The following is a 20,615-nucleotide window of genomic DNA, read 5'->3' on the forward strand; positions in this document are numbered from 1 at the left end:
TTTGATTTTGTAAACGTAGTCATATCTAATTTTATCAGACTTTTTTTCTAATTCCTGAATGCTAAATTTTTCACCATCTATCTCAACATTATCAATTTCCAATACCATCGGGAATTATGCATTTTTTCAATTCATACTGTTGATTGCGGAGCAATTTCCAAGATAATACCGGAACTGTCCACAACCGATTTATTAACTGATTTTTAATTTTCAATTTTTTTTAAAGCTTTAGGTTTTACAATATCATTTATATAATTGAAACTGTAAACACCATAATAATCACTGATACTTGTGGTTCTCAAATTTACGTATTTCAACAATCAAATTTTAATAGTTTACAGGAGATTGTTTTAATTAAAAGTAAAAAGTTCTGTTGCAGAAGTCTATGTAAGAAATAAATCAACAAATTGATTTGGATAAACGTATTGTTCATTGAAGATTTAGCCACAATAACAGAAAGTAAAAATTAGGTAAGGTAGAGCTCTGGCAAACCTAGCGTTGATATATAATTGATTGAGATAAAAAAACCTCATAGATTTCAAAAATCTATGAGGTTTATAGTGTTATATTTTCTGAAAATTACATCGTTTCCATTTTGAAACTCATGCTTTCAATTACTTTCAGAATAGCTTCTACCGTATCCATTGACGTTAAACAAGGAACACCGTTCTCCACACTCATTCTTCTGATCTGGAAACCGTCTCTTTCTGCCTGTTTACCTTTTGTAGTGGTATTCACAACATACTGAACTTTTCCTTTCTGGATCAGATCGATAAGGTTTACACTTTCTTCTCCTATTTTATATCCAATTTTGCAAGGGATTCCTTTTTCTCCAAAGAACTTCGCGGTACCTTCTGTAGCCCAGATTCTGAATCCTACTTCATGGAATCTTGCTGCTAAAGCTGCGGCTTCTCCTTTATGCTTATCTGCCACTGTAAACAGGATGGAACCATGCATAGGAACTTTTCTTCCTGCTGCAACAAGACCTTTGTAAAGTGCTTTTTCAAGCGTTGTATCTTTACCCATAACCTCTCCTGTAGACTTCATTTCAGGTCCTAAAGAGATATCAACTTTCGTTAGTTTTGAGAAAGAGAAAACAGGAACTTTTACAAATACACCTTCTTTATTAGGAACCAGCCCGTCTTTGTAACCAAGATCTGTCAGTTTTTGTCCTAATATTGCTTTTGTAGCAAGGTTAGCCATTGGTACCTCAGTGATTTTAGATAAGAAAGGAACTGTTCTTGAAGAACGCGGGTTCACTTCGATTACATATACATTTCCTTCGAAAAGTACGTACTGGATATTCATTAATCCTATAACCTTCAGTCCTTTTGCCAGTCTCTTTGTATAGTCTACTAAAGTATCAACTTCGCTTTGTGAAATATTTTGTGGCGGATACACTGCAATAGAGTCTCCGGAGTGAACTCCTGCTCTTTCGATGTGCTCCATAATTCCGGGAATTATTACTGTTTCACCATCACAGATTGCATCTACTTCAATCTCCTTTCCTACCATGTACTTGTCAACCAAAATGGGATGTTCTGGGCTTGCTTCAACCGCGAATTCCATATAGTGTGCAAGTTCTGCTTCTGTGTATACAATCTCCATTGCTCTACCTCCTAAAACATAACTTGGACGTACCAATACCGGATAACCGATTTCGTTGGCAATTTCTATTGCTTCTTCTTTTGAGGTTGAAGTTCTTCCTTTTGGCTGAGGAATTCCAAGCTCCTGTAATGCTTTTTCAAATTTATCTCTGTTTTCAGCTCTGTCAAGATCTTCCAGGGAAGTTCCCAAGATCTGTACTCCGTGAGATGCTAACTTATCTGCAAGGTTGATCGCAGTTTGCCCTCCGAACTGAACCACTACTCCTTTAGGTTTTTCAAGGTCGATGATGTTCATTACATCTTCTTCCGTAAGAGGTTCGAAGTATAATTTATCAGATATAGAGAAGTCTGTGGAAACTGTTTCAGGGTTGTTATTGATGATGATCGCTTCGTAACCCATTTCTTTGATTGCCCAAACCGAGTGAACTGTAGCATAATCAAATTCTACCCCCTGTCCGATTCTGATAGGTCCTGAACCCAGCACAATGATCTTTTCTTTATTGGAAACAACACTTTCATTTTCTTCTTCATAGGTTCCGTAGAAATAGGGAGTTTCACTTTCAAATTCTGCGGCACAGGTATCTACCATTTTGTATACCGGCATCACTCCGTTTTCTTTTCTGAAATTGAAAATTTCACGTTCCGTTACATCCCAAAGAACAGCAATATTGATATCTGCAAAACCTAGTTTCTTAGCCTGAATTAAAGTTTCTTTATCAAATTTATGATCAGCAATCACTTTTTCAAAATCTACTAACTTTTTCAGTTTCCAAATGAAGAACTTATCTATTTTGCTCCATTCTACAATCTGTTCCCAATCGTATCCTCTTCTTAAAGCATCTCCAATGATGAACAATCTTTCGTCATCACAAACTCTGATTCTTCTTTCAATTTCTTCTGCTGTAAGAGCCTCAGCCTGTTTTGTTTTTAATCCAAGGTGTTTGATTCCTGTTTCTAATGAACGGATTGCTTTCTGTAAAGACTCCTCAAAATTTCTTCCGATAGCCATTACTTCACCTGTTGCTTTCATCTGAGTAGAAAGTCTTCTGTCAGCAGTTTCGAACTTATCAAATGGGAATCTTGGGAATTTAGTAACTACATAATCCAGCGCCGGCTCAAAACACGCATATGTTTTTCCTGTCACCGGGTTCATAATTTCATCAAGTGTCAATCCTACAGCAATTTTGGCAGCAATTTTGGCAATAGGATATCCTGTTGCTTTACTTGCAAGTGCTGAAGAACGGGAAACTCTTGGGTTTACCTCAATGATATAGTACTCGAAAGAATGTGGATCCAATGCTAGTTGTACGTTACATCCTCCTTCAATTCCTAATGCTCTGATGATTTTTAAAGAAGCATTTCTCAATAACTGATACTCTCTGTCTGAAAGGGTCTGAGAAGGTGCTACTACGATTGAATCTCCGGTATGAACTCCCACCGGGTCTATATTTTCCATGTTACAAACCACAATCGCGTTGTCGTTTGCATCACGCATTACTTCATATTCAATTTCTTTGAATCCAGCAATTGATTTCTCGATAAGACACTGTGTAACAGGACTATATTTCAATCCCAGTTCAGCAATCTCCTTCAATTCAGCTTCCGTGGAAGCGATACCACCTCCTGTTCCTCCCATGGTAAAGGCAGGACGAACAATTACAGGATATCCGATTTTATCAGCAAAAGCAATTGCTCCTTCTACTGTATTAACGATATCAGACTCCGGAACCGGTTCGTTCAGCTCTCTCATCAGTTCACGGAAAAGGTCTCTGTCTTCTGCTCTGTTAATTGCAGAAAGTGTAGTTCCCAATACTTCCACTTTGCATTCTTCAAGAATTCCTGATTTCTCCAATTCTACCGCCATGTTCAGCCCTGTCTGGCCTCCCAGTGTTGGTAACAATGCATCCGGACGTTCTTTTCTGATGATGTGGCTTACAAACTGTAATGAAATCGGCTCGATATATACTTTATCTGCGATTTCCACATCCGTCATAATTGTTGCAGGGTTTGAGTTGATCAAAATAACCTTGTAGCCTTCTTCTCTCAAAGACAGACAAGCCTGCGTTCCTGCGTAATCAAATTCAGCTGCCTGACCAATGATAATAGGTCCTGAACCGATTACTAAAATTGTTTTTATATCTGTACGTTTTGCCATTTTTCTTTTTTATTAGAGTCAAGAATCCAGAGCCAGGAGCCAAGATTTTCCAGACTTTATTTTAAATTATTTTTGAATGAGTAAATCATTTTTTGAATTTCAGATACTTCACTAAGCAAAGTATTTACCTTCTCTTCAGGCAAAAGATTTAACTCTCTCACCAAAATCAACTGGGTTTGCAATTCAAATGCAGAACCCAAAGCAATAGCAAGAAAATGATTAAATTCTTTAGTGCTATTTCTTCCTGAACCTTCAGCTATATTTGACGGAATGGAAATAGTACATCTTTTAATCTGAGAAATTATCCCATACTTTTCGTCATTGTTAATCTCTTGACAAACAACATAGATATTCTTTGCCAATACAATAGACTTTTGCCAGAAAAGTAGTTTTTCAAAGTTGTGCATTTGTACTCTATTTCGTCTTGGTTCTTGGTTCTCGGTTCTTGATTCCTACTTTTTAAAATTCTCCATCATTTCAATGAACTCATCAAAAAGGTAGTTTGCATCTTCCGGGCCTGGGCTCGCTTCAGGGTGGTACTGAACGGAGAAACAAGGGTGGATTTTGTGCTTTAATCCTTCATTTGTTCTGTCGTTCAAGGCGATGTGGGTTTCAATAAGATCTGTTCCTTTTAAGCTTTCCTGATCTACTGCATACCCATGGTTTTGAGAAGTAATAGCCACTTTGTTTTTCTCCAGATCCAATACCGGGTGGTTTCCTCCTCTGTGTCCGAATTTTAGTTTGAAGGTTTTTGCTCCGCAAGCTAATCCGATCAGCTGGTGTCCTAAACAGATTCCAAAGATGGGAACTTTCCCCAGTAAACCTCGGATCATATCCAAAGCGTGTGGTACATCTTCCGGATCTCCAGGACCATTTGACAGCATAATTCCATCAGGATTCATCAGTAAGATCTCTTCTGCTGTTGTATCCTGAGAAACAACGATAATGTCGCAATTTCTTTGTGACAGCTCTCTGATGATCCCCAGTTTAGCTCCAAAATCTACTAAGACTACTTTGAACCCACGATTAGGGTTAGCATAAGGTGTTTTTGTAGAAACTGTTTCCACCTGGTTGATAGGGAAACTTGTAGTTTTTAGTTCTGCAGCAACTGCACTTTCATCAGCATCAGCATTTACAATTTTACCTTTCACTACTCCATAGTTACGAAGAATTCTTGTCAGTCTTCTGGTGTCAATTCCTGAGATTCCTGAAAGGTTTTTCTTTTTAAATAATTCATCTAAAGTAATCTGAGTACGGAAATTAGAAGGAAGATCGCAAAGTTCTTTTACGATAAGTCCTTTAATTGCAGGCTCGATACTTTCATAATCATCACGGTTAATACCATAATTTCCGATAAGCGGATAGGTCATACAAACTATCTGACCGCAGTACGACGGGTCAGAAATCAATTCCTGATACCCTGTCATTCCGGTATTGAAAACTACTTCTCCTGCAGTTTCCAACTCTGCTCCGAAACCTTCTCCATGAAACACTTCACCGGACTCCAGTATTAATTTTTTCTTCATTTTTAAAAATTAGATTTTAGATTTTAGAACTTAGAAGTCAGACTTCCTTGTTCTATATTATTTTTTTTTGTACAATGTCGGGTGTACAATGTATAATGTACTTCTCTCCGATCTGTATTTTGTACATTTTACTTTGTACATTATACTTTTTACAATTTACTTAAACGTAAACCCTTTTTCTTCCAGCGCTTCCTTCAGGATCGCCATTCTTGCGAAAACGCCATTCTGCATTTGTTTAAAAACTCTTGAACGTTCACATTCTACAAGATCCGAATCTATTTCTACCCCTCTGTTGATAGGTGCAGGATGCATAATAATTGCTTCTTTTTTCATCGCTCGTTCCCTTTCTTTGGTGAGGCCATATCTTTTATGATAGTCGGAAGCTGTAAAGCTCATCGCGTCATCATGTCTTTCGTGTTGTATTCTTAAGAGCATCAGAACATCTACATCAGCAATCAGTTCATCTACTGAAAGGTAAGTTCCGTTGATCAAAGCTCCTTCATCAAACCATTGTTCCGGTCCTGAGAAGTATACTTTAGCTCCTAATCTTCTTAGGGCTTCAGCATTTGAATTGGCAACACGGCTGTGTTTTACATCCCCTACAATCCCTACTTTTAATCCTTCGAACCTTCCGAATTCCTGATAGATCGTCATCAGATCCAACATACACTGTGAAGGGTGATTTCCTGTTCCGTCTCCTCCATTGATCACAGGAATCTTAATATTTTGTAATTCTTCAAAGTACCTGTCCTTTTTATCGCGGATCACTACTAAGTTTACCCCTATACTTTCAATAGTCTTCACCGTATCATAAAGGCTCTCGCCTTTGTTTACCGAACTGTGTGAAGCATCAAAAGGAACAACCTGAAGTCCCAGTTTTCTTTCTGCAATATCAAAGCTCGTCTTTGTTCTTGTACTGTCTTCAAAGAAAAGGTTTGAGCAAAAAACTTCTCCTTCAATTTTAGCAGTTTTTCCATTCGCAAAAGCCATTGCTTCTGTCAGTATACTGTTGATTCTCTCGGTGCTTAGTTCTGTAATCGTAAACATAATTCTTTAATTTTTGAGCATAAAAAAAGCGAAGACAAGATCTTCGCTTAATAACAATAAATATCGTAAAGGGCGCTTTCGCCCGGTAAATCTAATGATATAAATGCTTTTTTATTCATTAGGTGCAAAGATACAGTATTTTTACGAATCTACAAAAACAAAGTTTTAAAAAAATTAAAAACCTCAGTATTTTCCTATTCTCATTTTAAATTAATATTTTTGTTATCACTCAAATTAGTTTATGGATTTAAAAGACAAAATGATTCTCAGCATTATTCAGGAAGACTCTACTCTATCTGTTAAGGAAATTTCAGAAAAGATAGGCCTTACCTTTACTCCAACCTATGAGCGGATCAAACAACTGGAGAAGCACGGAATTATTGAAAAATATGTAGGTCTTTTAAACCGTGAAAAACTGGGTTTGAATATCATAGTCTATTGTAATGTCCGTCTTAAAGAGCAATCCAAGAAAGTATTGGAAACCTTTGAGAAAAACATCGGAAAATATGATGAAGTACAGGAAATCACCAGTCTTTCCGGGGAATATGACTATATGCTAAAGATCATTGCAAAAGACATTAACTCCTATAATGAATTTGCAGTCAATGTCATCTCAAACCTTCCCAATATCGGACAATACCATAGCTCCATTGTTCTTCATGAGGTAAAAAAATCCACCAAATTCAAAATTGACCTGGAATAATTTTTTCATTTTTAAACTTAAATTAATTTCACTTGCTGAAATCTTTGATTTTCTTGCACCTTAAAAATAATACTTATTATTCCTTGCGTCTTTGCGTATACCAACATTTTTTGGTTTTTATAATCTCTTATTTTGTTAGAAAAACGCAAAGACGCAAAAGAAATTTATATCCTTTATGCTATAAGGCGCAAAGATTTTATCTCCGATAAAATTTCTTAATTTCCAACTATACTCAATAGTTTCAAAGTTTTAAAATCAATCATCAAATTCAAAGAGCGGAATAAAATCTAACCATTAAGATCATTTAAGCAGGTAAGATTTATAAGATTAAGGCTTTCACAACGAAAAGGCAGCAGGCTAAAATAATTTTAGAAATTCTACTGATTTTTTTGCTTAAGTTTTTGATGACCTCAATGGCTTAGATTCTAACCCAATAATTTATTTTTCAGTTTATTGAACTGATATTCTATTTTATCCAGACAGAGGTTTCCTATACTCCCCTGATGCGTATGATCAAGATTTCCCGGTTCAAAATCGAATGCATTATTTTCAATCTCCTGTCCTACTTTCACATAGGCGTCACGGAAAGAACTTCCATTTTTCACTTCTTCATTGATCTTTTCTACGCTGAAAAGATATTTATATTTTTCATCTTCCAGAATCCCGTCTTTTACCTGGATATTAGGTAAAGTATAACTCAAAATCTCCAGACATTCTTTCAGAGAGTCAATTGCCGGGAAAAGAATTTCTTTAGTCAGCTGTACATCTCTGTGATATCCCGACGGAAGATTATTCGTTAGCATGATAAGCTCATTCGGAAGAGACTGTATTCTGTTACATCTTGCACGAACCAATTCAAAGATATCCGGATTCTTTTTATGGGGCATAATACTGCTGCCCGTTGTAAATTCTTTTGGAAAACTTATAAAATCAAAATTCTGATTCAAATACAGACAAACATCATAAGCAAACTTCCCCAGTGTTCCTGCCAATGTTGCCATTGACATTGCCAGTAATTTCTCTGATTTCCCACGGGTCATCTGTGCATACACCGAGTTATAGTTCATCGACTGAAAGCCTAAATTATACGTCGTACTCTCACGGTTAATAGGAAAAGACGAACCATAACCTGCTGCAGATCCCAATGGATTTTTATTGATGATATTTTTCACTGAAAACAGCATTTCAACATCATCTAAAAGTGCTTCTGCATAAGCTCCAAACCAAAGCCCGAAAGACGAAGGCATAGCAATCTGAAGATGAGTATATCCGGGCAGTAAAACATCCTTATGCTGATCTGCCAGTTTGATTAAAATCTGAAAAAACTCATCTGTAAGCGCTGTTATCTCACGGATCTCATCCAGTAAATAGAGTTTGATATCCAGCAACACCTGATCATTTCTTGATCTTGCAGTATGGATTTTCTTTCCTGTATCGCCTAATTCTTCAATGAGAATAGCTTCTATCTGAGAATGGATATCCTCAGCTTCTTTATCAATTTCAAAACTACCTTTTTCAATTTTTTCTAAAATTTCATTCAAAACAAATAACATCTGCTCTGATTCTTCATCGGAAATAATCCCTGTTTCTGCAAGCATTTTACAATGGGCCATAGACCCTTTTACATCGTATTTTGCTAAACGTTCATCAAAATCAAGATCTTTTCCTACGGTGAACTGATTGACTAATATATTGGTGGCAAGGTTATCCTTCTGCCATATCTTTTTCATATGTAACTATTTAAAATATTAATTGGTTTTGACATGCCCAGCCAGGCATTCCTTAAAAATTACTATTAACTATAAAAAAACATTTCCTTAATAAAAGTTTCCGTTTTTAATTTTCTTTTTTGCATAAATCCTTATTAAAAACTTAAACTTTCTACCTGCTGAGCGTTGTCAAAACATATTTTTTTAGATATTCAAATGTCAGACTCTTTGATTTGTATCTGAGATCTGAGATTTAGTATCTGATATCTTTATAACACTTTTTCCAGAATTTGGATGTAGATCGCAATCCCTTCTTCTATTTCATGAACATAGATGAATTCATCCGCAGTGTGAGAGCGCCTACTGTCTCCGGGGCCTATTTTCACTGATGTACATGGAATAATGGCCTGATCTGAAGAAGTTGGAGAACCGTATGTTGTCCTGCCAATTTCAAGACCTGCCTGTACAAACGGGTGATCCATTTCAATTTTCGAAGAATTGAGTCTGAAAGATCTCGCTGTAAGTGTTGATTTCATTTGAGACTGAATCATTTCAAAAGCTTCTTTATTGGAGTATTCATCTGTCACCCTTACATCCAGTGTAAAATGACAGGATTCAGGTACCACATTATGCTGTACTCCGGCATTAATGCCTGATAAAGTCACTTTTACCTCTCCCAGATATTCTGAAACTTTTGGGAATTTAAATTCTAAAATATGCTGCAGATCCTGCATACATTTTATAATCGAGTTATCATGATTAGGATGAGCAGCATGGGAAGGAGTTCCCATCATTTCCCCATCTATCACAAGCAGTCCTTTTTCGGCAATCGCCAAATTCATCTGTGTGGGTTCTCCTACAATAGCAAATTCTATGTTGGGTAACTGTGGAAATAAAGCTTCTATTCCATCAAATCCTGAAATCTCCTCCTCTGCAGTTAAAGCAATTACCAGATTATATTTTAAATCTTCTTTATCATAAAAATACAGGAAAACCTGTGCCATAGAAACCAGAGAAGCTCCGGCATCATTGCTTCCCAAACCATAAAGTTTCCCGTCTTTTTCGATCGGCACAAACGGATCCAAAGTATAGGCTTTATTAGGTTTTACTGTATCATGATGGGTATTCAGTAAAACAGAAGGTTTAAATATATCAAAATTTTTATTGACTGCCCAGATATTATTTTTAAAACGCTTGGTCGGAATCTGATGTTTTTTGAAGAAATTTTCAATCTCCACCGATGTATTGAATTCATCTTTACTGAATGAAGGAATTTCAATCAGATTTTTCAGCAATTCAACTGCATTATTCAGTAATTCTTCTTTATTATAAACAGATTTCAGTTCCTGCATGATGATTCTCTATATGATTTTTCAATTGGGTTTCTTTAATCAGAAACACCTTATTTACGTTATTTTTTATCGCTCCAAGAGCATTTTCAAGTTTGGGTAAAATCCCTTTATGCAGCTTTCCTTCTTTTTTCAATACATCGAAATCTTCACCGTTCATACTTTTGATCAATGATTCCGGATCATCTACATTTTCAAGCACTCCTTCTTTATCAAAACAGTATAATAATTCGACCTCAAATTTCGATGATAAAGCCTGCGCCATCACTGATGCAATGGTATCTGCATTGGTATTGAAAAGATTTCCTTTTTTGTCATGAGTAATCGCTGAAAATACAGGAATAAGATCGAGCTTCATGAATTTTGAAACCAGTTTCTTGTTCACACTTTTTTTATTAATATCCCCTACAAAACCAAAATCAATATCCGGATGTTCTCTTTTTTTAGCTTTAATCAAATTGCCATCCGCACCGGAAAAGCCTATTGCATTACAGTTTTTTTGTTGCAATTTTTCAACAATATTCTTATTGATCCCTCCCGCATATACCATCGTTACAATATCCAATGTATCTTTATCCGTAATCCGCCTTCCATTAATCATCTTCTGCTCAATACCCAGTTTATCAGCCAAAGTTGTTGCCAATTTACCACCGCCGTGAACAAGGATTTTCTTTTCCTGGATTTCAGAAAATTGTTCTAAGAATTGAGTTAATAATTCCTCATCATCAATTAAAGCTCCTCCAATTTTTATGATGTATAACTTTTCCTTCATTTTGTAAACGTTTTGAGATACTTGCTCTTTTTGATCCTTGTCAAGGCTTAAAACCTTGACAAGGATTATTTGGCTTTTAATTCATCTAAAATTTCGCTGAATACTGCCTGCGCCGAGAAAATACGGTTCTTTGCCTGTTGGTAGATAATAGAATGCGCTCCGTCCATCACTTCATCACTCAGCTCTACATTACGACGAACAGGGAGACAGTGCATTACTTTTGCCTGATTGGTATTCGCCAGTTTTTCATTCGTCAGCATCCAATCTTCCCGTACTTCCGGCATGGCTGCATACTCATCGAAAGAAGACCAGTTTTTCACATAGATAAAATCAGCATCCTTTAATGCTTCATTCTGATCATGGATTACTTTTACATCTTTTGTGAAATTTTTATCCAGATCATAGCCTTCAGGATTTGCAATCACCAATTCAACATCCATTTCCTGCATCCATTCTGCAAAAGAGTTTCCTACAGCCTGAGCAATGGGTTTGATATGCGGAGCCCATGTAAGCACTACTTTTGGTTTATGATCTTTTTTCCAGTTTTCGGTGATGGTAATACAGTCCGCCAAACTTTGCAACGGATGACGGGTTGCTGATTCCAAAGAGATAACAGGAACTTTGGCATGCTGCTGAAACTGGCTTAAAATACTTTCATTGACGTCATCTTCTTTGCTTTTCATTCCTGCAAAACAACGCACAGCAATAATATCGCAATATTGATTTAATACCTCAATAGCATCTTTGATATGCTCCACTGTATCTCCGTTCATTACCGCTCCATCAGCAAATTCAAGATTCCATGCTTCCTGTGCTGCATTCAGTGTCAAAACATTTAACCCTAAATTTTGCGCTGCAATCTGGCTGCTCAAACGGGTTCTTAAACTTGAGTTTAAAAATACAAGTCCTATAGTTTTCCCCTTTCCTTTTTCTGTTTCTGAAAGCGGGTTTGCTTTTATCTCTAAAGCTTTTTTTATGATTTCCTGTAAGTTTTCAACATCACTTACAGCGGTAAAATTCTTCATTGAATGAATGTTTTAAAAATTGATTGACCTATTAATTGTGATAACTTAAACCACAAAAGACACAAAAGTTTTTTATTTAAACACTTAATTTTAAAAAGTTTAACACCTTGAAAACATTAAAGTTTACATAAGATGAAAATCAAAGATTTTCAAAGAACTTAAATGTTCTTATTAACGCTTAGTTGTTACTTAAAATCACTAAAGTGTTAAGTCTTTTGTGACTTTTGTGGTTAACATATTTTCAATTCAAGTTTTGACTATTTCGCCTAGATTCCTACGGAATGACAAACTTGCATTATAATTTGGATCTTAGGCTTTTTGCAATTTTGCTCTCTGCAGTTTTGTTTAAATTTTTTCCAATACTATTTTCAAAGCATTGATGAAAAGGTCGGTTTCCTCTTCTTTGATAGTAAGTGCCGGAAGAATCCTTAAAACACTTTTATCATTTGAGTTTCCTGTAAAAATATGATGATCATACAGCAGGCTTTTCCTTACTTCCGAACAGTCCCTGTCGAGTTCTATTCCGATCATCAGTCCTTTCCTTCGGATTGATTTAATATGTGGTAAATCCTTAATTTCATTTTCAATATATTCGCCCATTTGCTGAGCATTTTCGATAAGGTTTTCCTCCTTCATAACATCCAGAACTGCAATAGACGCTGCACAAGCCAGGTGATTTCCGCCAAATGTTGTTCCCAACAAACCATAGCTTGCCTGAAATTTAGGATGAATTAAAACACCTCCCACCGGAAAACCGTTCCCCATTCCTTTTGCTGTGGTAATCATATCCGGTTGTATTCCGAATTCATGATGCGCAAAGAAATATCCGCTTCTTCCGTATCCGGATTGTACCTCATCTAAAATCAAAACACTGTCATACTGATCACACAATTCCTTAATTTTAGATAAAAACTCCGCCGTTGGAATCATAATTCCTCCCACACCCTGAATTCCTTCGATAATTACAGAAGAGATTTCATTTCCAGATACTTCAAAAGTCTTTTCAAGCTGTTCGATATCATTCCATTCCGATTTGATAAATCGTTCTGAAAAGTTAACCGATGCCACAATTTTGGGATTATCGGTTACAGAAACCGCTGCAGAAGTTCTTCCGTGAAATGATCCGGAGAAGTAAAGCACTTTGCTTTTTCCATTGTGAAAAGAAGCTAGTTTTAAGGCATTCTCATTCGCCTCAGCTCCGGAATTACATAAAAAAAGACTGTAATCTTCATAGCCTGAAAGCCTCCCAAGTTTCTCTGCCAGCTCAGTCTGCAATTCATTCTGAACAGAATTAGAATAAAAAGAAATTTTCTCTAACTGCTCTTTTAGTTTTGTCTGATAATGAGGATGATTATGTCCAATGGAAATTACCGCATGACCTCCGTAAAAGTCAAGATATTGTTCTCCCTTATCATCCCAAAGGAAAGATCCCTGAGCTTTAACCGGGTTTATATTAAATAATGGATATACGTTGAATAAATTCATTTTTTGTTGCTAGTTGTTAGTTGATGGTTGAGAGTTAATAGGATCTGCTACCTCATTAATACATTTTACTTTGTAACATTATACATTGTACTTTATGCATTGTACATTAAAAAGCTATCGGCTTCAGATTCAGTCCTTCATTTTCTTCCCAGCCTATGGCAATATTCATATTCTGTACTGCCTGTCCTGAAGCGCCTTTCAACAAATTGTCAATCGCTGAGTGGATCACTACTACATTTCCACATTTTTCGATCTGAATCACACAGCGATTGGTATTGACAACTTGTTTTAAATCAATTGCTTTTTCACTTACCTTTACAAAAGGCTCTCCTGCATAAAAATCCTGATACAACTGATAGAGGTCAGAAAGTCCCCAATCTGTTTTTACCGTAGAACTTGTAAAAATTCCTCTTGCAAAATCCCCTCTCCATGGTACAAAATTCAGGCTGACCTCTTTATGATTAAACAAAACTATTTGTTGTAAAATTTCATCCACATGCTGATGAGATAAAGTTTTGTACGCAGAGACATTATCGTTTCTCCAGGTAAAATGCGTAGTCGCCTGTAAAGACTGCCCTGCTCCTGTAGATCCTGTAATTCCTGTTGTAAAAACCTCATCCAGCAATTCTTTTTCAGCTAATGGTAAAAGAGCTAACTGAATCGCGGTTGCAAAGCATCCCGGATTGGCAATACTCTTTGACCCTGACAGTTGTTTTTTATTGATTTCAGGCAATCCGTAGATAAAATCTCTGTTTCCGAAATCTCCTTGCAAACGGAAGTCATTTCCCAGGTCAATCACCAAAGTCTCCTCTTTCACAGGATTCTGGGTTAGCCAATTCTGGCTTTCCTTATGGGGAAGACACAGAAAAAGAATATCCACCTCTTCAGGCTGATCCGTTAAAATCTGTTCGCAAACCGTCGTCAAATCCGGGTACAAATCCGATATTCTTGTTCCCGAATTCGAACGACTATATAAAAAACTCAATGTCACATGGGGATGAAAAGCCAGTAAGCGTATCAACTCACTTCCTGTATAGCCGTTGGCTCCTACAATTCCTACTGTTTTCTTCATATTCAAACTAATAGGACTACATCCTATTTTGGGCTAAATCGTTCCTTCGGAACTAGTTGTTGATATTTTGGTTAATTTGGTGGTATATATTTAAAGAGTTGCTTACAATTTTTGTATACCCTTTTACATCTTCTCCTGTCCAAGCTCTGTTCGCTTCTCCATAGCTTCCAAATTGATCAGACATTAAATCGTGAACAGATTCAATTCCATTTAAAACAAATCTGTAAGGATGAAGGGTTACAAATACCTTTCCACTTACTGTTTTTTGAGAATCTACTAAGAAAGATTCAATATTTCTCATCACAGGGTCTAAGAACAATGCTTCATGAAGCCAGTTTCCATACCAATCGGACAATTGAGATTTCATCATCTGCTGGTATTTTGAAAGGGTATGCTTTTCCAATAAATGGTGTGCTTTAATAATTACTGAAGCTGCTGCTGCTTCAAAACCCACTCTTCCTTTTATCCCTACAATAGTATCCCCAACATGGATATCCCGGCCGATACCATACACAGAAGCTAATTTTTCTATTTTCTGAATAGCATATACGGAATGTTCAAAACTCTCCCCATTCACAGCAACCACTTCTCCGTTTTTAAATTCGATCTCCAGCTCTGAAGCCTGAGTTTCCTGAATTTGAGAAGGAAACGCTTCTTCCGGCAGGTAATTTCTTGATGTCAAAGTCTCCTTTCCTCCTACAGAAGTTCCCCAAAGCCCTTTATTCACTGAATATTGCGCTTTATGAAACTCCATTTCATAGCCATGGCTTTTCAAAAACTCAATCTCCTCTTCACGGGATAAAGCCATATCCCGGATCGGGGTAATGATCTCCACATCTGGACACATTACCTGAAATATCAAATCAAAACGAACCTGATCATTTCCGGCCCCTGTACTTCCATGAGCAATAGCATCTGCCTCAACTTCAATTGCATATTTTGCAATCTCCTGTGCCTGAATAGTGCGCTCAGCACTTACAGAAAGAGGATAGGTATTATTTTTCAATACATTCCCAAAAATCAAATACTTCACACAAGAATTATAATAGTCTTCCTGAGCATCTACGCACCTGTATGCTTTCACCCCTAGATTAAGGGCTTTTTTCTCCAGTTCCTTTTCTTCTTCTTTAGAAAAACCTCCGGTGTTTACAGTTACTGCATATACATCATACCCCAGTGTTTCACTAAGATATTTCGCACAGTAGGAAGTATCTAAACCTCCGCTAAACGCTAAGATGACCTTCTTTTTCATCTGAATTCTTTTTATTTTTGTTAATGGCCAGATGAAATTCACCAGGAGAACTTTGAGCAGAATGCCCCAATCCTGTTTGGTTTATTTCATCATATTTATTGTTAGGCTGATCATTCACAGCCTCATTTTTTGTTATATTTTCCGGAACAAACAACATTGCCGTACACAGGCAGTTTTTACGTTCCTTTTTCATTAAAATTTCGTAATTGACACAATTTTTACAACCGCTCCAAAATTCCTCATCCTGAGTCAGTTCAGAATAGATAACCGGTTTGTATCCTAAATCACTATTTATTTTCATTACCGCCAGACCTGTAGTCAGCCCAAATACTTTAGCTTCCGGATACTTTTCTCTAGATAACTGGAACACTCTATGTTTGATCTGCGTCGCTACTCCTCCATTCCTGAATTTCGGAGATACAATTAATCCTGAGTTGGCAACAAACTTCCCATGCGACCAGGTCTCTATATAGCAGAAACCCACCCACTCGCCGTTTTCAGTAGCTACCACAGCATTGCCCTCTGAAATCTTTTTACTTAAATATTCGATGGAACGTTTTGCGATACCCGTTCCTCTGCGCTGTGCAGAATCATACATTTCCTGCTGTATTTCACTCACATACATTAGATGTTCGCATGAGGAAATTTCTATTTCCATTTATTTATCTAATTTTTTTGGCAAATTTAAAATATAATTTCTATAAAAACCAAATAAAAAAGATATTTTTTTTGTTTTAAAAAATTATACAGGTAAAATTATCTTTATTAGAAATTATATTTTTGCTAATTTATTATATATTTGCTAAAAAAGTATAGCTATGGAAAATACATGTCCTAAATGCAGTAGTAATAAAATAGTTAAAAGCGGGATCATCAATGAAAAACAACGGTTCCGCTGTAAGAACTGCAAGTATTATTTCACAGTTAAAAAACTGGGAAAGCAGATTGACGACTACTATGTAACCAAAGCTTTACAGCTCTACCTGGAAGGTCTAAGCTACCGTGAAATCGAAAGAATTATCGGGGTTTCCCATGTTACGATCAGCTCATGGATCAAAAAATACAATATTACCAGACCTCCCCATTCTGAATTCCATCCTGTTTATAAAATATTAAAACAAAATGAATTAATTGAATATATTGCTCAGGAAGAAAACATTAAAAACTCCGGAATTATCATCACCCAGTTTGCTGACAAGTACATGTTGATCAAATGGGAGAGATTTAAGAAGTAGAGAGAAGGGAGAAGAGAACAAAGAACCAAGAACCAAGAGCCAAGAACCAAGAATAAAGACATCAGGTATTAAACAGGAGACTTGAGACCCTAAATTTATTGATTTACAAATTATTACATTTCAATAAACACCTACCCCCCTAACTAATAACCCTTAACTCTTAACTCTTAACCCTTAACCCTTAACTCATAACTCATAACCGTCAGCCTTTTACCAAAAAAAACTATATCATTACCACTAATATATATTAAATTTTTATAAATAAATTATTAATTCCAATTTGGCATTCACAAAAAACAACGCCAAAAATTGATAATTTATGAAGAAATTACTTACATTCATTGGAGTAGCCTTAATCAGCAGTTCTTTATACTCGCAAGGTTCTCCTGATTACGGCAGCGGATTAAAAGTCAACCTCAACCCGGACGGAGACAAGTTCATCAGATTTATTTTATGGGACCAGCTCTGGTTAAGAAACACCTCTATGAACCCCGGGAGTATGGTGGGAAGTGAACCCACAGACAATTCCTGGAGCATAGGAAACAGAAGATTACGGGCTTTAACGTATGCTCAGATCTCCAAAAGATATATGATCCTCCTTCATTTCGGAATTAACAATCAGACCTTCATCAATGGAGGAGCAACAGGAACTTCAGGAACAGGAGGTTACGGAAACGGAAAGAAAACCCAGCTGTTTTTCCATGATGCCTGGAATGAATATGCAGTTATTTTACCTGGAGAAGCGGGAAAATTCAGTTTATCTTTAGGGGCAGGGCTCCATTACTATATGGGACTTTCCCGAATGACGATGGCTTCTACCCTTAATTTCCTGACTGTAGACTCCCCTGTTTTTTCATGGCCTCTGATTGACAATTCAGACCAGTTTGCCAGACAGCTTGGAATGTTTGCCAAGGGAAAATATGGAAAACTGGAATATCGCCTCAGCTTAAATAAACCTTTTGCAACAGATCTGACACCAGTGAATGTCACTGATCCTGCGAGAGCTGTAGCGGTAGATAATAATGGAAATCCAAGTTTTTCAAAGGCAGGTTATCTTGAATATCAATTCCTTGATGAAGAGTCCAATACACTACCTTTCAAAGTAGGTTCTTATCTGGGAACAAAGAAAGTTTTCAATGTAGGGGCTGGGTTTTATCATCAGGCAGACGGAACAAGAACTTCCATTAATTCCAATATTGAAAAACACGATATCACTCTTTTCGCTGTAGATGCTTTTGCAGATATTCCATTGGGAGAAGCCAAAAATAAAATGGCCGTTTCTGCGTATGCCGGATATTACAACTACAATTTCGGACCCAATTATATAAGAAATCTGGGAACAATGAACATTGCCGCCACAGACCCCAATTTTATAGGTAACAAAGCCATTGCAGGACCGGGAAACTTACAGCCTACTATTGGAACAGGTAATATTATCTACGCTCAGGCTGGTTTACTTTTACCCAGCCAGGCTGAGAAACCAAAAATCAGAATACAGCCTTTTGCAGCTTACACACACAAAAGTTTTGAAGCATTTGACAAGTCTTCCTCCCAGTTTGATGTTGGAGCCAACTGGTTTATCGATGGTCATCATGCAAAAATCACCACACAGTATTCAACACGACCGGTCTATACAAGCCCCACGGAAAGTCCTTCTTCAAAAGGTGAGTTCATTGTACAGTTTCAGATTTATCTATAATCCACCGCCAACACAGTACAACATTAAGGCAATGAAAACAATATAACCTGATAAAAAATTTCACTGAATTATTATCATTTTCTACTAACATCAAAAACTAATCAATATGAGCGAAAAGCACTACGAAAGCTACGAAAATATGTCCGACAGGCAGAAAAACCGCACCATATGGAGCGTTATTACCGCCTCATCCCTTGGAACCCTGATAGAATGGTATGACTTTTACATTTTCGGAAGTTTAGCCATCGTTTTAGCAACAAAATTTTTCCCTGCAGATAATCCCACCGCTGCCTTTTTATCTACATTGGCAACATTTGCTGCCGGATTTGTAGTAAGGCCTTTCGGTGCTTTATTCTTTGGAAGACTGGGAGATCTAATCGGAAGAAAATACACCTTCCTGGTAACTTTACTGATTATGGGGTTTTCCACTTTCCTTATCGGATGTATCCCAAGTTATGAAACCATTGGATTTATGGCTCCGGTTTTAGTTCTAATCTTAAGACTACTACAGGGTTTAGCGCTTGGAGGTGAATATGGTGGTGCAGCAACGTATGTCGCAGAATATGCACAGCCTCATCGAAGAGGTTACTGGACTTCATGGATACAAACTACAGCTACTGCCGGACTTTTCATTTCTTTAATTGTTATTTTGATCACAAGAAAAACTCTTTCTCCTGAAGATTTCGACACTTGGGGATGGAGGGTTCCTTTCTGGATTTCTATTCTCATGGTTGGGGTTTCTTATATCATCAGAAAAAATATGAAAGAATCTCCGCTTTTTGCCAAGGCCAAGAGCGAGGGAAAAACGTCCAAAAATCCTTTAAAAGAAAGTTTTGGCAATAAGTTTAACTTCAAATTTGTTCTACTTGCCTTATTTGGAGCTGCAATGGGACAAGGGGTCATCTGGTACACAGGGCAGTTCTATGCTATGAGCTTTTTACAAAAGGTAATGAATGTGGAATCTTCCCAGGTAGATTTACTGATGGCAACAGCCTTGCTTTTAGGAACTCCTTTCTTTGTGTTTTTCGGTTGGCTCTCTGATAAAATAGGCCGAAAAGCAGTCATGATGACCGGAATGCTTGTCGCTATTTTAGCATACAGACCAATATACGACAGCATGTTTAAAAGCGTAAATCTTGAAAATAAAACAGTAGCAGCCAATGGAATTACAGAAAAAAGAACAGCCAAAATCCATAATGACATTGCTACAGACAGCTTGGTTACCATTCATAAAGAGACCCTTTTTACAGACGGAACCTTAGTTAAAAAAGACAGTATTGTCCACTGGTCACCGACCGGTCCGGTTATGAAAGACGGAAAAGCTGAAGAAGCAAAAGTATCCCAAACCGTAAAATTAAGTGATGACACGAAATGGTACCTGGTCTTCCTGGTGTTTATCCAGGTGATATTTGTAACCATGGTTTATGGGCCTATTGCCGCATTCCTAGTGGAAATGTTCCCTGTAAGAATCCGCTATACTTCCATGTCTCTGCCGTATCATATTGGAAATGGGGTATTTGGAGGTCTCCTTCCGGCAGTTGCCACGTATCTGGTGACTACAGGAAAAGAAGCTGGACATGCAACATGGTATCTTGAAGGACTTTGGTATCCCATCGGAGTGGCAGCAGTCTGTCTGTTCATCGGATTAATTTATCTTAAAAATAAGAACAATAATCTTCACGATTAGGTATGGAATCACTCAAATTTTTATTAATTTTAAAACTATTAAAATGAACGGACTAAAAAAAATATTAGGCATTCTCTGGATCGCAATTGCTGTGATCGTAGGATATTTCGGAACCACGGTAATGGGAATTCCCAAAATCACTTCCGGAAAACAGGAAGACCTGGTTTTCGGCATCATCATTTTATTTGTACTGATGCCCATTGTCTCGGGTGGAATGGCCGTTTTCGGTTATTATGCGTTAACGGGAGAATATTCGGACGACAAAATTTAAAAAATAATATGGATAATTGAT

The 20,615-nt window shown here is 37.0% G+C and carries 17 protein-coding genes; 5 read left to right on the top strand and 12 right to left on the bottom strand.

Annotation, left to right across the window (positions count from 1 at the left end):
- Positions 1-579 precede the first annotated feature (579 nt).
- From carB to MP478_RS19520, 4 genes are all read right to left on the bottom strand, one after another.
- On the bottom strand, positions 580-3,762 hold the full coding sequence (gene carB, locus MP478_RS19505; protein WP_257201384.1) for a carbamoyl-phosphate synthase large subunit: 3,183 nt from the start codon (positions 3,760-3,762) through the stop codon (positions 580-582).
- A gap of 56 nt (positions 3,763-3,818) precedes the next feature.
- A complete protein-coding gene (locus tag MP478_RS19510; RefSeq protein WP_257201385.1) occupies positions 3,819-4,169 on the bottom strand; it encodes a four helix bundle protein in 351 nt (116 codons plus the stop codon).
- Positions 4,170-4,214: 45 nt separating this feature from the next.
- Entirely contained in the window at positions 4,215-5,288 is a 1,074-nt protein-coding gene (locus MP478_RS19515) for a carbamoyl phosphate synthase small subunit (RefSeq protein WP_047485174.1), read from the bottom strand.
- 156 nt (positions 5,289-5,444) lie between these two features.
- Positions 5,445-6,335 (bottom strand): aspartate carbamoyltransferase catalytic subunit, encoded by an 891-nt coding sequence (locus MP478_RS19520; RefSeq protein WP_257201386.1) that lies wholly within the window; start codon positions 6,333-6,335, stop codon positions 5,445-5,447.
- Positions 6,336-6,576: 241 nt separating this feature from the next.
- On the opposite strand from MP478_RS19520, the gene MP478_RS19525 reads away from it, so the two are divergent.
- Positions 6,577-7,038 carry an Lrp/AsnC family transcriptional regulator gene (locus MP478_RS19525; protein WP_047485178.1) on the top strand — a complete coding sequence of 154 codons (462 nt, stop codon included), beginning with the start codon at positions 6,577-6,579 and terminating at the stop codon, positions 7,036-7,038.
- Positions 7,039-7,463: 425 nt separating this feature from the next.
- Here MP478_RS19525 and argH read toward each other — a convergent pair whose 3' ends face one another.
- The 8 genes from argH to MP478_RS19565 form a co-directional block, all read right to left on the bottom strand.
- Positions 7,464-8,768, bottom strand: a complete 1,305-nt coding sequence (gene argH / locus MP478_RS19530; RefSeq protein WP_257201387.1) for an argininosuccinate lyase — start codon at positions 8,766-8,768, stop codon at positions 7,464-7,466.
- 248 nt (positions 8,769-9,016) lie between these two features.
- Positions 9,017-10,099, bottom strand: coding sequence for a M20 family metallo-hydrolase (locus MP478_RS19535; protein ID WP_257201388.1), 1,083 nt, complete (start codon positions 10,097-10,099; stop codon positions 9,017-9,019).
- On the bottom strand, positions 10,074-10,868 hold the full coding sequence (gene argB, locus MP478_RS19540) for an acetylglutamate kinase (RefSeq protein ID WP_257191072.1): 795 nt from the start codon (positions 10,866-10,868) through the stop codon (positions 10,074-10,076). The genes MP478_RS19535 and argB overlap by 26 nt, the downstream gene beginning before the upstream one ends.
- A 65-nt stretch (positions 10,869-10,933) precedes the next feature.
- The gene (locus MP478_RS19545; RefSeq protein ID WP_257201389.1) at positions 10,934-11,893 is read right to left on the bottom strand and encodes an N-acetylornithine carbamoyltransferase; all 960 of its coding nucleotides are present in this window, start codon (positions 11,891-11,893) and stop codon (positions 10,934-10,936) included.
- Positions 11,894-12,238: 345 nt separating this feature from the next.
- Positions 12,239-13,378 (bottom strand): aspartate aminotransferase family protein, encoded by a 1,140-nt coding sequence (locus MP478_RS19550; protein ID WP_257201390.1) that lies wholly within the window; start codon positions 13,376-13,378, stop codon positions 12,239-12,241.
- Between the two features lie 106 nt (positions 13,379-13,484).
- Positions 13,485-14,450 (bottom strand): N-acetyl-gamma-glutamyl-phosphate reductase, encoded by a 966-nt coding sequence (gene argC, locus MP478_RS19555; protein WP_257201391.1) that lies wholly within the window; start codon positions 14,448-14,450, stop codon positions 13,485-13,487.
- A gap of 52 nt (positions 14,451-14,502) precedes the next feature.
- On the bottom strand, positions 14,503-15,702 hold the full coding sequence (locus MP478_RS19560) for an argininosuccinate synthase (RefSeq protein WP_257201392.1): 1,200 nt from the start codon (positions 15,700-15,702) through the stop codon (positions 14,503-14,505).
- Entirely contained in the window at positions 15,674-16,360 is a 687-nt protein-coding gene (locus MP478_RS19565) for a GNAT family N-acetyltransferase (protein ID WP_257201393.1), read from the bottom strand. Before MP478_RS19565 ends, MP478_RS19560 begins: the two co-directional genes overlap by 29 nt.
- A 160-nt stretch (positions 16,361-16,520) precedes the next feature.
- On the opposite strand from MP478_RS19565, the gene MP478_RS19570 reads away from it, so the two are divergent.
- From MP478_RS19570 to MP478_RS19585, 4 genes are all read left to right on the top strand, one after another.
- Positions 16,521-16,937: a helix-turn-helix domain-containing protein gene (locus MP478_RS19570; RefSeq protein WP_257201394.1), complete on the top strand. Its 417-nt coding sequence runs from the start codon at positions 16,521-16,523 to the stop codon at positions 16,935-16,937.
- Between the two features lie 319 nt (positions 16,938-17,256).
- A complete protein-coding gene (locus MP478_RS19575; protein ID WP_257201395.1) occupies positions 17,257-18,636 on the top strand; it encodes a porin in 1,380 nt (459 codons plus the stop codon).
- Positions 18,637-18,742: 106 nt separating this feature from the next.
- Positions 18,743-20,323, top strand: coding sequence for an MFS transporter (locus MP478_RS19580; protein ID WP_257201396.1), 1,581 nt, complete (start codon positions 18,743-18,745; stop codon positions 20,321-20,323).
- A 43-nt stretch (positions 20,324-20,366) separates the two neighbouring features.
- Entirely contained in the window at positions 20,367-20,594 is a 228-nt protein-coding gene (locus tag MP478_RS19585) for a DUF6814 family protein (RefSeq protein WP_047485203.1), read from the top strand.
- The last annotated feature ends 21 nt before the right edge of the window (positions 20,595-20,615 follow it).

The organism is Chryseobacterium sp. WG14, assembly GCF_024586945.1.
Classification (GTDB): Bacteria; Bacteroidota; Bacteroidia; order Flavobacteriales; family Weeksellaceae; genus Chryseobacterium.

Coding starts and splice junctions, on each gene's coding strand:
- MP478_RS19510 (WP_257201385.1), bottom strand. CDS start 4,169: ATGCACAACTTTGAAAAACTACTTTTCTGGCAAAAGTCTATTGTATTG.
- MP478_RS19535 (WP_257201388.1), bottom strand. CDS start 10,099: ATGCAGGAACTGAAATCTGTTTATAATAAAGAAGAATTACTGAATAAT.
- MP478_RS19550 (WP_257201390.1), bottom strand. CDS start 13,378: ATGAATTTATTCAACGTATATCCATTATTTAATATAAACCCGGTTAAA.
- MP478_RS19515 (WP_047485174.1), bottom strand. CDS start 5,288: ATGAAGAAAAAATTAATACTGGAGTCCGGTGAAGTGTTTCATGGAGAA.
- MP478_RS19520 (WP_257201386.1), bottom strand. CDS start 6,335: ATGTTTACGATTACAGAACTAAGCACCGAGAGAATCAACAGTATACTG.
- MP478_RS19525 (WP_047485178.1), top strand. CDS start 6,577: ATGGATTTAAAAGACAAAATGATTCTCAGCATTATTCAGGAAGACTCT.
- MP478_RS19570 (WP_257201394.1), top strand. CDS start 16,521: ATGGAAAATACATGTCCTAAATGCAGTAGTAATAAAATAGTTAAAAGC.
- MP478_RS19580 (WP_257201396.1), top strand. CDS start 18,743: ATGAGCGAAAAGCACTACGAAAGCTACGAAAATATGTCCGACAGGCAG.
- MP478_RS19560 (WP_257201392.1), bottom strand. CDS start 15,702: ATGAAAAAGAAGGTCATCTTAGCGTTTAGCGGAGGTTTAGATACTTCC.
- MP478_RS19575 (WP_257201395.1), top strand. CDS start 17,257: ATGAAGAAATTACTTACATTCATTGGAGTAGCCTTAATCAGCAGTTCT.
- carB (WP_257201384.1), bottom strand. CDS start 3,762: ATGGCAAAACGTACAGATATAAAAACAATTTTAGTAATCGGTTCAGGA.
- MP478_RS19565 (WP_257201393.1), bottom strand. CDS start 16,360: ATGGAAATAGAAATTTCCTCATGCGAACATCTAATGTATGTGAGTGAA.
- argH (WP_257201387.1), bottom strand. CDS start 8,768: ATGAAAAAGATATGGCAGAAGGATAACCTTGCCACCAATATATTAGTC.
- argC (WP_257201391.1), bottom strand. CDS start 14,450: ATGAAGAAAACAGTAGGAATTGTAGGAGCCAACGGCTATACAGGAAGT.
- MP478_RS19545 (WP_257201389.1), bottom strand. CDS start 11,893: ATGAAGAATTTTACCGCTGTAAGTGATGTTGAAAACTTACAGGAAATC.
- MP478_RS19585 (WP_047485203.1), top strand. CDS start 20,367: ATGAACGGACTAAAAAAAATATTAGGCATTCTCTGGATCGCAATTGCT.
- argB (WP_257191072.1), bottom strand. CDS start 10,868: ATGAAGGAAAAGTTATACATCATAAAAATTGGAGGAGCTTTAATTGAT.